12 protein-coding genes are annotated in these 12,996 nt (G+C 61.4%); 5 read left to right on the plus strand and 7 right to left on the minus strand.

What is annotated here, in order from left to right:
• The first annotated feature begins 1,166 nt into the window (after positions 1–1,166).
• Complete coding sequence (locus BW33_RS05940) at positions 1,167–2,141, plus strand: 2-hydroxyacid dehydrogenase (RefSeq protein ID WP_047597740.1); 975 nt, start codon at positions 1,167–1,169, stop codon at positions 2,139–2,141.
• Between the two features lie 148 nt (positions 2,142–2,289).
• On the plus strand, positions 2,290–2,799 hold the full coding sequence (locus tag BW33_RS05945; RefSeq protein ID WP_047597743.1) for a DUF2165 family protein: 510 nt from the start codon (positions 2,290–2,292) through the stop codon (positions 2,797–2,799).
• A 26-nt stretch (positions 2,800–2,825) separates the two neighbouring features.
• Here BW33_RS05945 and BW33_RS05950 read toward each other — a convergent pair whose 3' ends face one another.
• Positions 2,826–3,728 carry a DMT family transporter gene (locus BW33_RS05950; protein WP_047597746.1) on the minus strand — a complete coding sequence of 301 codons (903 nt, stop codon included), beginning with the start codon at positions 3,726–3,728 and terminating at the stop codon, positions 2,826–2,828.
• A 254-nt stretch (positions 3,729–3,982) separates the two neighbouring features.
• On the opposite strand from BW33_RS05950, the gene BW33_RS05955 reads away from it, so the two are divergent.
• Positions 3,983–4,858, plus strand: coding sequence for a helix-turn-helix domain-containing protein (locus BW33_RS05955; RefSeq protein WP_047597747.1), 876 nt, complete (start codon positions 3,983–3,985; stop codon positions 4,856–4,858).
• Between the two features lie 99 nt (positions 4,859–4,957).
• On the opposite strand, the gene BW33_RS05960 is transcribed toward BW33_RS05955, so the two are convergent.
• The 6 genes from BW33_RS05960 to BW33_RS05985 all read right to left on the minus strand — a co-directional run bounded on the left by BW33_RS05960 (position 4,958) and on the right by BW33_RS05985 (position 11,365).
• Entirely contained in the window at positions 4,958–7,387 is a 2,430-nt protein-coding gene (locus BW33_RS05960; RefSeq protein WP_047597749.1) for a TonB-dependent siderophore receptor, read from the minus strand.
• Between the two features lie 212 nt (positions 7,388–7,599).
• Entirely contained in the window at positions 7,600–8,589 is a 990-nt protein-coding gene (locus BW33_RS05965) for a FecR family protein (protein ID WP_047597751.1), read from the minus strand.
• Positions 8,586–9,152, minus strand: coding sequence for an RNA polymerase sigma factor (locus tag BW33_RS05970; RefSeq protein ID WP_029977467.1), 567 nt, complete (start codon positions 9,150–9,152; stop codon positions 8,586–8,588). Before BW33_RS05970 ends, BW33_RS05965 begins: the two co-directional genes overlap by 4 nt.
• Position 9,153: 1 nt before the next feature.
• Complete coding sequence (locus BW33_RS05975) at positions 9,154–9,480, minus strand: DUF3325 domain-containing protein (protein WP_047597754.1); 327 nt, start codon at positions 9,478–9,480, stop codon at positions 9,154–9,156.
• Complete coding sequence (locus tag BW33_RS05980; RefSeq protein WP_047597755.1) at positions 9,480–11,063, minus strand: PepSY-associated TM helix domain-containing protein; 1,584 nt, start codon at positions 11,061–11,063, stop codon at positions 9,480–9,482. Before BW33_RS05980 ends, BW33_RS05975 begins: the two co-directional genes overlap by 1 nt.
• Positions 11,060–11,365: a DUF3649 domain-containing protein gene (locus BW33_RS05985; RefSeq protein WP_007967542.1), complete on the minus strand. Its 306-nt coding sequence runs from the start codon at positions 11,363–11,365 to the stop codon at positions 11,060–11,062. The genes BW33_RS05980 and BW33_RS05985 overlap by 4 nt, the downstream gene beginning before the upstream one ends.
• 178 nt (positions 11,366–11,543) lie before the next feature.
• Here BW33_RS05985 and BW33_RS05990 point away from each other — a divergent pair, with 178 nt between their 5' ends.
• Positions 11,544–12,032 (plus strand): sigma-70 family RNA polymerase sigma factor, encoded by a 489-nt coding sequence (locus BW33_RS05990; protein WP_047597757.1) that lies wholly within the window; start codon positions 11,544–11,546, stop codon positions 12,030–12,032.
• Positions 12,029–12,961 (plus strand): FecR domain-containing protein, encoded by a 933-nt coding sequence (locus BW33_RS05995; protein ID WP_047597759.1) that lies wholly within the window; start codon positions 12,029–12,031, stop codon positions 12,959–12,961. The genes BW33_RS05990 and BW33_RS05995 overlap by 4 nt, the downstream gene beginning before the upstream one ends.
• The last annotated feature ends 35 nt before the right edge of the window (positions 12,962–12,996 follow it).

The following is a 12,996-nucleotide window of genomic DNA, read 5'->3' on the forward strand; positions in this document are numbered from 1 at the left end:
CCTACAATTGGATGGGGGCAGTCAGTTGGAGATTGGTCGGCTGGCAGGCCGTCTTCGCGAGCAGGCTCGCTCCTACAGTGGAATGGGGGCAGTTAGTTGGAGATTGGTCGGCTGTCAGGCCGTCTTCGCGAGCAGGCTCACTCCTACAGTGGGAATGGGGCAGTTAGTTGGAGATTGGTCGGCTGTCAGGCCGCCTTCGCGGGCAGGCTCGCTCCTACAATTGGATGGGGGCAGTCAGTTGGAGATTGGTCGGCTGGCAGGCCGTCTTCGCGAGCAGGCTCGCTCCTACAGTGGGAATGGGGCAGTCAGTTGGAGATTGGTCGGCTGGCAGGCCGTCTTCGCGAGCAGGCTCACTCCTACAATTGGATTGGGTCAGTCAGTTGGAGATTGGTCGGCTGTCAGGCCGTCTTCGCGGGCAGGCTCGCTCCTACAATTGGATGGGGGCAGTCAGCTGGAGATTGGTCGGCTGTCAGGCCGTCTTCGCGAGCAGGCTCGCTCCTACAGTGGAATGGGGGCAGTCAGTTGGAAATTGGTCGGCTGTCAGGCCGTCTTCGCGAGCAGGCTCGCTCCTACAGTGGAATGGGGGCAGTCAGTTGGAGACTGGTCGGCTGTCAGGCCGCCATCGCGAGCAGGCTCGCTCCTACAATTGGATTGGGTCAGTCAGTTGGAGACTGGTCGGCTGTCAGGCCGCCATCGCCAGCAGGCTGGCTCCTGCAGAAGAGCAAAAGCCGAACGCATGCTCTTCACCACTCAATGGCCGAGTGTCAGCTCGCCGAAAGCTCTTGATCTTGCCGTGCCGGCCCCATCGGCAGGCTGAGTGGAGGGGGTTATCCGGGGGTGGGAGCGCAGCGACGTTTGGCGCAGCCAAACACATCGAGAGGAGGTGCAGCGAAGCAAACCGGAGGCGATGCCCCCGGATGAACCCCGCAACGAAGGAACCCGAGCCACGGCGAGGGCCGTACGCCGGGGCCAAGCCTTTTGGTTACTTTTCGGCGTCTGGAAAAGTGACTCGCCGTAAGGGCGAAACCGCCAGCCGCAACACCCGAAGCAACAGATAAACACCCAAAACCCAGAAGCATGGTCGGCCCAGAGGCCGCCAAGACAAGCCAAACCCCACAAAGAAATGTTAGCGTGCTTGGTAATAAAGACAGCCGAGCCCAAGCCCAATGAAAAAAACAGTCCTGGCCTTCAGCCGCATCACCCCGCCCATGATCGAACGCCTCCAGCAAGAGTTCGACGTCATCGTCCCCAACCCGAAAAACGGCGACATCAACGCCCAATTCAACGAAGCCCTGCCCCACGCCCACGGCCTGATCGGCGTCGGCCGCAAACTCGGCAAAGCCCAGCTCGAAACCGCCACAAAACTCGAAGTGGTCTCCAGCGTCTCCGTCGGCTACGACAATTACGACCTCGACTACTTCAATGAACGCGGGATCATGCTCACCAACACCCCGGACGTGCTCACCGAAAGCACCGCCGACCTCGCCTTCGCCCTGATCATGAGCAGCGCCCGCCGCGTCGCCGAACTCGACGCCTGGACCAAGGCCGGCCAATGGCAAGCCAGCGTCGGCGCCCCCTTGTTCGGCTGTGACGTCCACGGCAAAACCCTGGGCATCGTCGGCATGGGCAACATCGGCGCCGCCATCGCCCGCCGCGGCCACTTCGGCTTCAACATGCCGATCCTCTACAGCGGCAACAGCCGCAAGGCCGAACTGGAACAACAACTCGGTGCAGAATTTCGTAGCCTCGACCAGTTGCTCGCCGAGGCTGATTTCGTCTGCCTGGTCGTGCCGCTCAGCGCCAAGACCCGCCACCTGATCAGCCACCGCGAACTGGCGCTGATGAAACCGGGCGCGATTCTGGTCAACATTTCCCGTGGCCCGGTGGTCGACGAGCCGGCGTTGATCGAAGCCCTGCAAAATAACCGCATCCGCGGCGCCGGTCTGGACGTCTACGAGAAAGAACCGCTGGCCGAATCGCCGCTGTTCCAGTTGAAAAATGCGGTGACATTGCCGCACATCGGCTCCGCTACGAATGAAACCCGCGAAGCCATGGCCAATCGCGCAATGAGCAACTTGCGCAGTGCCTTGCTCGGCGAGCGTCCACAGGATCTGGTGAACCCGCAGGTCTGGCGCGGTTAAACACAATCGGGCAAGTGTCAGAAGACACTTGCCCGTCAAGTTACGCACTTGCACATACTTTGCAATTCAACCCGTCACCAAAAAAAAAGACCCCGCTATAAACTCTCACGGCATATCGAACTCTCGAAAAATGTTATGGAGAACACACTTGAACGCTCTGACCATGGATAAAATTATCCGCTACAGCAAAGTCATACTGATGTGCTACTTCAGTTTTTTTGGCTTGCTGATGATGTTCAGCAATTTCACCGACTACGGTTCAAACTACCAATATGTCGCGCATATCCTGAGCATGGACACCACCGAACACAACGTCAACTTGCGCTACCGCGCCATCACCTCGCCAATTCTGCACCACCGCGTCTACTGGTTGATCATTACCCTGGAAGTCACTTTCAGCGCATTTTGCATGTTGGGTGCCTATCAATTACTCAAGAACATTAACGCGTCCAGCGAGGAATTCCATGAAGCCAAGAAGTTTTCGATCATTGGCCTTTTAATAGCTATTTTCATCTACTACGTATGCTTTCAAGTTATCGGTATCGAATGGTTCGACATGGACACCTCAAGAATCTGGAACGCCAAGGATTGGGCCCGGCATATTGTCGATTTTATCTTGCCGCTGATGATTTACATCGTAATAAAAATCGAGCGCTGAACATTAGCGCCCGAACAGTTACATGCTCAAGCCAACTTGCCCTGACGGGGCAATGCCACGGTACGAGGTTTGCGAAATACCAAGACGTTGCCGAACATCACCAGGACCAGCCCGACCAGTGCCGGCGCCGTCCATTGGTAGCCTTCGGCAAACGCCGACACGTTCAGCGCCACCACCGGAAACAGCACCGTGCAATAGGCTGCACGCTCCGGGCCCATGCGTCCGACCAGCGTCAGGTAGGCAGTGAAGCCAATCACCGAGCCAGGGATCACCAGATACAGCAGCGCGCCGACGTAACGTGGCGACCAGTCCATATCGAACGGAATGCCTTTGACCAGGCACCACACCGACAACATCGCCGCCCCGTAGGCCATACCCCAGGCGTTGGTGGTCAACGGTTTCAGACCGGCCTTCTGCTGCAGGCTCGACAGCATGTTGCCCGCCGAGAAACACAAGGTGCCACACAGCGCCAGGCCAAGACCGAGCAAGGTCTGCGGGCTCGCGTGATGGCCGGCCAGTTCCGGCCAGAACAGCATTCCCAGACCAAACAGGCCGAGCGCTCCCCCCATCAGCACGTTACGGGCGATACGCTGACCGAAGAACACCCGGGCATTGAGCGCATTCCACAAAGTGGCTGTGGAAAACACCACCGCGACCAGCCCGCTGGGTATCCACTGGCTGGCGGTCAGAAAGCACATGAAGTTGACGCAAAACAGGCACAAACCCTGCGCCACGCAGATCAGATGCCCGCGCCGATTCATCGGTTGCAGCCGCCGGCTGAGCAGCAACAACACAAACAGCACCAGCGCGGCGAGGCCAAAGCGATAGACGATCGATACCGGAATCGCGACTACGCCCAGTTGCCATTTCAGGGCAATCCAGGTGGTGCCCCAGATCAGCACGGTCAGCAGATACAGCGAAAGGTTCATGACGAGACTCCTGAGGACACCGGACACTCTGTAGCGAGCGAGCTTGCTCGCGCTTGAGTGCGCAGCACTCACTGATGGGTCCGCTGCGCAGCCCGGCGAGAGCAAGCTCCCTCGCTACAGGGTTGTGTTGTATGGAGATTCAGGGTGCGGCAGCCAGGATCGGCGCGCTTGCAGATTCTTGCGCTTTTGTCGCTCGACAGGCTGGCAGCGCGCAGGCTACGGAGTAGGATGCAAGGCGTTGGAGAGAACCGAACATGGCCGCTATCGATACCCTGCAAGTCTTTCAAGCCCTCAACCGCTCGCCGAACGCACGCCTTGTGCACAGCGCCGAGCTCGGTGACGGCTTGTCTGCGGCCTTGTGGACCAACCACCACGATGCCCAGGAATACGAAGCGCCGAGCCACCACACCCTGTCCTGCTACATCGCCGGTGGCACCGGGACTTTTCGTCGCGGCCAACCGGGCCACAAGGGTGGGCCGGACAAGCTGTGCATCCTGCCGGCGGATCATGAATCCGGTTGGGTGATCAACGGCGATATCCGCCTCGCTCATCTGTATTTCAGTGCCGAGCAGTTTGCGTTGGGGTGCGTCACCTTGCTCGATCGCGAGCCGCGAGAGATGCAACTGCGTGAGCAGACTTTTCTGGAAGACCCGCAGCAGGCCCGACGCTTTCGGCAGTTACTGACGCTGAATTGGGACGAACCTGCCGAACGCTTGCTGACCAGCAGCATTGCCCATGAATTGATCAGCCATACCCTGCTCAGCCAGGTCGGCGCGCGCCAGGGTTTGCGCCTCAAGGGCGGACTGGCGCCCCATCAGCGGCGGCAATTGGTCGAGTTCATCGACAGTCAGTTGGCCGAACCGATCAGCCTCGGGCAACTGGCCGGGCTGTGTGCGTTGTCGGAATACCACTTTGCGCGGATGTTTCGCGTGAGCTTTGGCTTGCCGCCGCATCAGTACGTACTGGCACGGCGCTTGAACCGGGCGCGGGAATTGTTGCGCGGGACGGCGTTGCCGCTGGGGGAAATCGCGCTGGCGTGCGGCTTTGCCAGTGCCAGTCATTTCACCAACCGGTTTCGGCAGGTGTTGGGTGGGACCCCGGGGGAATATCGGCAGGCGTTTTTGCGTTAGAGCCAGATCAAGAGATCGCAGCCTGCGGCAGCTCCTCCAGTTGGAATGCGTTTCCCCTGTAGGAGCTGCCGCAGGCTGCGATCTTTTGCTGTTTACGGATCAGAATTCCAGCGTGCTCGACAACGAAATCTGCCGCGAATCGCCCATCGACACAAAGAACCGGCTCGCCGCCGAGGTGTAGTAGGTACGGTCGAACAGGTTCTTCACGTTGAGCTGGAACTTGACCTTCTGCCCTTCAAGTCTGGTGTCGTAAGTGGCGAACGCATCGGCCACGGTATAGCTCGGCAGGTCGAAATCATTCACCGCGTTGCCCGCGCGTTCGCCGACATACCGCGCCCCGGCACCGACCCGCAGTTGATCACCACCGATCACACTGCCGAAGTCATACACCGCCGACAATGAGCCGCTGTTCTTTGCCACGTTTTGCAGGCGATTGCCTTTGTAGTCCGGGTCTTCGGTGACCTCGGCATCGGTGTAGGCATAGGCGCCGATCAGGCTCCAACGATCGGTCAGTTGACCGGTCAGATCCAGCTCCAGCCCCCGGGAACGTACTTCGCCCGCCGCGCTGTAAATGGTGGTCGGGCCTTCAGAATTGGAGACCAGCACGTTGCGCTTCTTGATGTCGAACAGTGCGATATTGCCAGTGATGCGCCCCGGCATATCCAGACGCGCCCCCAGTTCCCACGACTTGGCTTCTTCCGGTGCAATGCTGCCGTCGAGCACAGTGCTGCTGCCACTGAGTGGGGCGATGGTCGAGTTGGGTTTGAACGATTCGGTGTAGCTGCCGTAGAACGACAACTCGTCGGTGTAGCGATACACCAGCCCCGCGCGTGGTACGAATTTCTGCCCGTTGCTGTCGGTGTTGGCCTTGAACGGCACACCTTTGCCGGCGTACTGGTCGTACTCCTGGAAGCGCCCGCCCGCGACCAGAATCCACTGGTCATTGAGGTGAATGGAATCCTGCAGAAACACCGAATCGCTGCGCAGCAGATCGGTCTGCGCACTGTCCGCCGGGCTGACCGTGGTGCCTTCGACTTCGCGGCCGTAGACCGGATTGACATAGCTGAAGGTGCTCAGGCTTTTCTGGCGGATCAGGTCGGCGCGGTAGATCTTGCGGTACTCATCGTCAACGCCGAACACCAGATCATGTTGCATGCCCAGCAGGTTGACCTTGCCTTCGAGGCTGGCGGTGGTGAAACGGTCAGTGCTGATCGCGCCTTGCGTGCCGTCCATGCTGCGGGTCAGCGTGCCTTTCTTGGTGTCGATGGCGGTCACGCGCACCTGGCTGGCGTCGTAGGTCTCGCGGTTCCAGCTGTAGCCGAAGTGAGCTTTCCAGTCGTCATTGAGTTCGTGGTCGGCCTCGAAGTGGTAGAGGTCGGAACGCCCCTCCATGTCGTTGAACGGCTCGTCCAGACGCTCGTTGCGCGAGATGTCCAGCGGATGGTTGGTGCGCGGATCGATCACCGTGCCACGGTCGAACGGGGTGAGAAACTCGCGGTGTTCATAGCCGAACGACAGCTTGGTGCGCTCGCCGAACCAGGCCAGCGACGGTGCGATCAGCGTCTCGCGGTGAGTGCCGTAGTTGCGCCAGTAATCTTCGTCTTCGTGATCCAGGACCAGCCGGTAGGCCAGCCCGGATTCACCCAGCGCACCGGTGCTGTCGAAGGTGCCGCCGCTGCCATTCTTGCCGTCGCCGTAGGTCGAGCCACGCAGGGTCAAGGCGTTGTATTGAGTCAGTTCCGGCTTCTTGCTGACCAGGTTGACCACACCGCCCGGGTCCTGAATGCCGTAGAGCAACGAGGCCGGGCCCTTGAGCACTTCGACCCGATCGACCGTGGCGTTCATGCCGCGGCCCTGCACGATCGGCATCCCGTCGCGCATGATCGAGCCGTTGCGGTTGTCACCGAAGCCACGGGTCATCACCGAGTCCTGGGTGCTGCCCAAGGTGTTGCCCTGGGTGATGCCACTGACGTTGGCCAGCGCATCGTCGAGATTGCGCGGGGCCTGATCGCGAATGACCTGGGCCGGGATCACGTTGACGGTCTGCGGGATTTCCTGCAACGAAGCCGAGGAGCGCATCACCGAACTGGTCTGCGGCGGCTGATAGCTCATCGACTCGTCACGCATCGAAGTGATGGTGGTCGCGCCAAGATTGAGTGCGCCTGCGCTGGGCTGCGGTTCCAGCGCCAGGGTGTGGCTGTCGGTACGGCGGAAGGTCATGCCGGAGCCACTGAGCAGGCGTTGCAGCGCCTGTTCGGCGCTCATCTGGCCACTGACCGCCGGGGCATTGAGGCCGTATGGCGCTTCGTCGGTGTAGACCACACTTTGCCCGGTGACGCGGCTGAAGTCGCTCAGAGCCTGGGGCAGCGGTTTGGCGCTCAGGGAGAAATTGAACTGTTTCTGCGCCGGGCTGCTGACGGTTTCAGCGGCCAGCGCCACGCTCATCGGCAACAGCGCCAATGCGCAAAAACTCAATGCCGAAACACCCAACCACTGTTTGACCGAACCCGATTTTGCCCTGGACTTCATTGCTCAATGACCTGTGTAGAACCGCAACGGATGCGAATGAATCGCAGTTTCAGTCACTACACGGATGGGGCTGTGGTTTACCTCACCACAAATTTGAAAATATTTTTCGGGACGTGCGTTTTCGGTGCCGACGCCTTCGCGAGCAGGCTCGCTCCCACAGAGAATGCATTCCAAAGGTGGGAGCGAGCCTGCTCGCGAAAGGGCCAGCCCCCTCAGCGCAGAATGATCAGATGCCCCAGCACCTGATGCTGCTCAAACCCCATTACCCCTTGCAGGGAACTGAGCACCGCCTGCGGATCCTTGCTCGGAAAACTGCCGCTGACCTTGCGCGCCGCCAGCTCATCGTTGAGCACAACGATCCGCCCTGGGTAATAACGCCGCAGATCCTCCACCACATCGGCCAGTGACGCCTTGTAGTAAGTCAGCCAGCCCTGACGCCAGGCCAGTCGTGCCTCGCTGTCCACCGCATGGAGTTTTTCTGCCGCGCCGTTAGCGAAAGCCACTTGTTGTCCGGCCGTCAGAATCTGCTGCGGCGCGTTGCGATCCGCCGTCACGCCAACGCGCCCGGACAGCACCGTGACCTGCGCACCGTGAGGCTGCAGTCGCACTTCGAATTGCGTGCCGAGTACCCGCGTCTCGCCCTTCTCCGCCGCGACCACAAACGGATCCCCCGTATGCGTGACGCTGAAGAAACCGGCGCCACGGCGAAGCTGCACATGCCGTTCGCCATGGCTGAAATCCACGGCGATGGCACTGTCGGCATCCAGCGTGACTTGCGATTGATCGGCCAGGGTCACCGTGCGGATTTGCCCCGGTGCCGAGACATAATCGGCGCCCAGATCATCGATCCAGCGCTGCGGCTGCCAGCCCGTGCCGAGGCTGATCATCAGCATCAGACACGCGGCCATCGCCAGCGCGCCCGACCAACGCACCAGCGTTGAACGACGCGGACGATCCATCGCATTCAGGTAGCCCTGCAACGCAAACGCCTCTTCATCGGCCAAGGTACGCGCCGGACTTTCGCTCAACTCCCAGAGTACTTGCGCCTGGGCATAGGCCTCGGCGTGGGCCGGGTCGGCGCGCAGCCATTGGCTGAAGGTCAGTTGATCGCCAGTGCTCGGGCGGTCGTGCAGCAGACTCAGCCAGGCGAGCGCGGCCTGTTCCTGAGCGGGCGTCGGGGTGACGCGGTCGGTGGGTTTCACGGTGCTTTCCCTGGCAGGCGTGGCGCGGGTTCGCGCAGGCTGGCCTTGCAGGCCTCGAGGGCGCGCATCATATGTTTTTCCACGGCGCTTTGGGACAGCCCCATGGCTTTGGCGATGTCCGCGTACTTGCGGCCGTGGATGCGATTGAGCAAAAAGATCTGCCGGGTGCGCTCGGGCAACGCGCGCAATGCCGCTTCGACATGGCGCAGATCATTGCCCGCTTCGAGCGCGGCTTGCGGTTCGCTGCCGTGGCTGTCCGGCTCATCCGGTTGCCAGCCCTCGTTGACCCGCACGCGCGTGCCTTCGCTGCGCAAGTGGTCGATGGCGATGTTGCCGGCGCAACGCAAAAGGTAGGTGCTGAGTTCTTCGACCTGCACCAGCGGCCGCCGCCAGAAACGCAGGAACAGATCCTGCACCAGATCCGCCGCCGTGGCCCGGCAACCGACGCGCCGGTTCACCAGCGCTTCCATCTGCGAGCGCTGCGACAGGAACACCTGGAGAAAATGCGCACGCGCGCCGTGCGGCTCGTCGTCGCGGGATTCCGGAGGATGACCGATCAGCATGTCAGCCCTGCGCCCAGGCGGCGACCGGACTGGCCAGCAGGCTCAACCCGGCCAGTGCGAGGGCCAGACGTGGGCGATACGGCAGCAACAGCACCAACGCCAAGGCGCTGAGCATGAGCACCGCGAACCAGTCGACCAGACCGAAACTCCAGCCGTGTGCAGCGACTGCCGCCCAAAGCGACAGCCCGAGCAACAGCCAGCCGGCGAGTTTCAAAACCCGTGCGCGTCGGACCGAGGGTTTGTTGCCGAGCAGTTCATCGTGGTGCCGAGGCATCGACAGACACAACGCGCTGAACCCGGCGTAGCACAGCAACAACGCCAGCAACATCAATTGACCTCCTGCTCAAGCGCGATCGGTCGAGGCTTTTCGCAGGGTGTTTTTTTCACGCTGACGGCGCTGCCAGCGCGCTGCATTTTCCATGCGGCCCAGCCGAGGAACAGGCCTGCGCCCAGGCAAGTCAGATCGAAACCCGCCAGCGTCCAGTCACCTTGCGCCAGCGTTTCGCCGAGATTCCACGGTGTGGTCAGATTGATCAGCGGCACCGCGATAAACAGCACGGCAGCCAGCGCGAGCTGTTCGACCCAGGCCTTTCGCCCTTTGCGCAGCAACGCATGCACCACACTCAAGGCCCAGGCGATAAAGAACGCTTCCACTTCCTGATCGGCGCGCCCGACCAGATCTGCCGGCAACAGGCGATTGGCCAAAAAGAACACCGCTACCGCCACCACCAGTCCGGCCATGCTGGCGATGTTCAGCACTTCCACCAGACGCAACTCGAACGGCATCACGCCGCTTTTGGCGTGTTTGAGCTGGCGCTTGCCAAGCCAGATCACCAACCCGGTGCCGATCATCGCGGTACTCGCCAGACCGCAGATGAAATACAGCCAGCGCAATGTCGCCCCGGCGAAGTGGCCCATGTGCAAACCGTAGAACGTGCCGCCAACCGCCATCGCCACGGGCTGCTCCGGCGTGCTGCCGAGGCGCTCGCCGGTGACACCATTGAACGTCACCGCGCGACCGAAATCATGGACGACGCGGTCGCCACGGCGCGACAGCACCACCGAGGCATTCGCGTCCCCCGGGTTGTTCACCGTCAGCCGCGCGGTGCTGCCTCCCGCCCACTGCTCGCTGGCCTTGGCCAGCAGTGGCGCCATCGGGCTCAGCGGCGCCGCCCGGTTGGCTCGCTCAGGGGTCTTCGATGCCGGAAAAACTTCGTCGTAAAAGGCGCGCACGTCGCCGTTATAGGACGCCAGAATGCTCGCCGGCATGACCATCGCCATGAAGATCACCAGGCTGCTGTAGGTGATCATCAGGTGAAACGGCAGCACCAGCACGCCGACTGCGTTATGCCCGTCGAGCCATGAACGCTGGCCTTTGCGCGGGCGAAAGGTGAAGAAGTCCTTGAAGATTTTCTTGTGGGTGATGATGCCGGTGATCAGCCCGACGAACATCACCATTGCCGCCATCGTCGCCAGCCAGCGGCCCCACGGATAGGGCATTTGCAGCTGAAAATGGAAGCGGTAGAAGAACTCGCCGCCCAGGCTTTCGCGGGCCTGGACTTCGCTGCCGGTCTGCGCGTCGAGAGTTCTGGATTCGAACTTGCCGCGCTCGCCCGGTTTGTTCGGGGCCTGCTGCCAGCGCACCGTCAGGCCGGGATCGCGGGCGTCGGGCAAGTCGATCAGCCAGCGCGAGGCACCGGCGGCGTGTTGTTGCAGATAACTTTGCGCCAGGGTCAGGCTCGCTTCGGCATTGATGGGCCGCGCGGGAATTTCCGGCTGCATCCAGTGGCTGATCTCATCCTTGAAATAGGCCAGCGTCCCGGTCAGGAAAATCGCAAACAGCAGCCAGCCGAACACCAGTCCCGTCCAGGTGTGCAGCCAGGCCATCGACTGACGAAAGCCCTCTTTCATGCGTAGCCCAAGCCCCGTGCGGCGCCGGACACCGTCGCCAGAATCACGCTTGGCACCAGCAGACCGACCCACGCCGACCACGCCGTGCGGCAAGCGAAACACCACAGCACCGCGACCAGATAGACCAGAAAGGAAATGGTCATGCCGGTCACCACCGCTTCGGCGCGGCTCAACGGCAGCCACATCGTCAAGGCGACACTGGCCAACGCCGCAACCAGATAGCCGCCGAACACCGCCGCCAGCACCCGCGAGGTGACAGCCAGACGATAGGACATGGGAAGTGAGGCGAGTTTGCCTTTCATGTTTCGACCCTGAAACGAAAAAACGTCCGGCCGACAAGCCGAACCAACAGGCGAGCAATATTAATGATAAATATTCTCATACGCAAAAGCATCTGATTGCCGGACACCCTCGCCCACCCCTACAATGCGAACAGTTCTTGTTCTCTAACGCATCGATCATGCGCCCGGAGTAATACCCTTGCCGTCCGCCCATCCCGTCGAATCGCTCTACCACGACCACCACAGCTGGCTCACCGGCTGGTTGCGGCGCAGACTCGGCTGCCCGGACAGCGCGGCGGATCTGGCACAAGACACGTTCCTCCGCGTGCTCAGCGCCCGCGACCCCGCAGTGATCATCGAACCGCGCGCCTTTCTCACCACCCTCGCCAAACGCGTGCTGTTCAATCATTACCGCCGTCAGGACCTGGAGCGCGCCTATCTCGAAACCCTGGCGCAGATGCCGGAAGTGACCGCGCCATCGGAGGAAGACAAAGCGATCATCCTGCAAACCCTGATCGAACTGGATCAGTTGCTCGATGGCTTGCCACGACCGGTCAAACGCGCCTTTTTGCTGGCGCAGGTCGATGGCCTGACTTATCCGCAAATCGCCGCCGAGCTGGGCATCTCCGTAGCCACGGTCAAGCGTCACCTGCAAAAAGCCGCCCTGCGCTGCTACTTCGCCCGATGAATCGCGTTCCGGATTTCTCTGCGCAAGTGGCCGAACAGGCCGTGCACTGGCTGATGGAAATGCAGCAAGGGTCGCTCTCCCCGCGCCAGCAACAAGCCTGGCAGCAATGGCTGGACGCCCACAGCGAACATCGTCGGGCGTGGGAGCACATGCAGCGGGTCAACCAGCGCTTGCGCGGCGTGGCGTCACCATTGGCCCACGCCGCGTTGAACGGGCAGAAGTCTTCCAGCCGCCGTCAGGCGCTCAAATTGCTGCTGCTTCTCGGTGCCGGTTCTGCCGTCACCTGGGGCATGCGCGAGCACAATCCACTGCCGACGCTGCTCGCCGATTACCGCAGTCCGCTGGGTGAGCGACGCAAAGTTACGCTGGGTGCGGGCAGTCAGTTGCAGCTCAACACCGCGAGCGCGGCAGACGTGGACAGCACGCAACGGCTGATTCGTCTGCTGGAAGGCGAGATCCTCCTGAGTACCGCACAGGCGTTCGAAGTGCGCACGGCACAAGGACTGTTGAAAACCAGTGCTGCCCGGTTCAACGTCCGGCAATTTGCCGATCGCACGCAGGTGGCGCTGTTCGAAGGCCAGGTCGAATTGACCCGCCACGGGCACGCGCCGATGTGGCTGCCCGTCGCTCGTCAGCTGAGTTTCAGCGCCACCTCGATCAGCGAAGCCAAGCCACTGGACGCCAACAGCGGCGCCTGGGCCGACGGCATGCTGATCGCCGCACACATGCGCCTGGGCGATTTTCTTGAAGAGCTCGGCCGCTACCGTCGCGGCCAGTTGCATTGCGATGCGAAAGTGGCCGACCTGCTGATCTCCGGGACTTATCCACTGGACGACAGCGAGCGAATTCTTGATCTGCTGCAAATCAGTCTGCCGGTGAAAGTGCGGCGGTTTACCCGCTATTGGGTGAGCGTCGAGGCGCGGGCGTAGAAGCAAAATCAAAAGATCTCAGCCTGCGGCAACTC

The organism is Pseudomonas sp. RIT288 (assembly GCF_000631985.1).
Taxonomy (GTDB): Bacteria; Pseudomonadota; Gammaproteobacteria; order Pseudomonadales; family Pseudomonadaceae; genus Aquipseudomonas.

What these genes read in the sequence shown, in the direction of transcription:
- BW33_RS05940 (WP_047597740.1), top strand. Translation starts at nt 1,167, where the DNA reads ATGAAAAAAACAGTCCTGGCCTTCAGCCGCATCACCCCGCCCATGATC.
- BW33_RS05950 (WP_047597746.1), bottom strand. Translation starts at nt 3,728, where the DNA reads ATGAACCTTTCGCTGTATCTGCTGACCGTGCTGATCTGGGGCACCACC.
- BW33_RS05955 (WP_047597747.1), top strand. Translation starts at nt 3,983, where the DNA reads ATGGCCGCTATCGATACCCTGCAAGTCTTTCAAGCCCTCAACCGCTCG.
- BW33_RS05960 (WP_047597749.1), bottom strand. Translation starts at nt 7,387, where the DNA reads ATGAAGTCCAGGGCAAAATCGGGTTCGGTCAAACAGTGGTTGGGTGTT.
- BW33_RS05970 (WP_029977467.1), bottom strand. Translation starts at nt 9,152, where the DNA reads ATGCTGATCGGTCATCCTCCGGAATCCCGCGACGACGAGCCGCACGGC.
- BW33_RS05975 (WP_047597754.1), bottom strand. Translation starts at nt 9,480, where the DNA reads ATGTTGCTGGCGTTGTTGCTGTGCTACGCCGGGTTCAGCGCGTTGTGT.
- BW33_RS05980 (WP_047597755.1), bottom strand. Translation starts at nt 11,063, where the DNA reads ATGAAAGAGGGCTTTCGTCAGTCGATGGCCTGGCTGCACACCTGGACG.
- BW33_RS05985 (WP_007967542.1), bottom strand. Translation starts at nt 11,365, where the DNA reads ATGAAAGGCAAACTCGCCTCACTTCCCATGTCCTATCGTCTGGCTGTC.
- BW33_RS05995 (WP_047597759.1), top strand. Translation starts at nt 12,029, where the DNA reads ATGAATCGCGTTCCGGATTTCTCTGCGCAAGTGGCCGAACAGGCCGTG.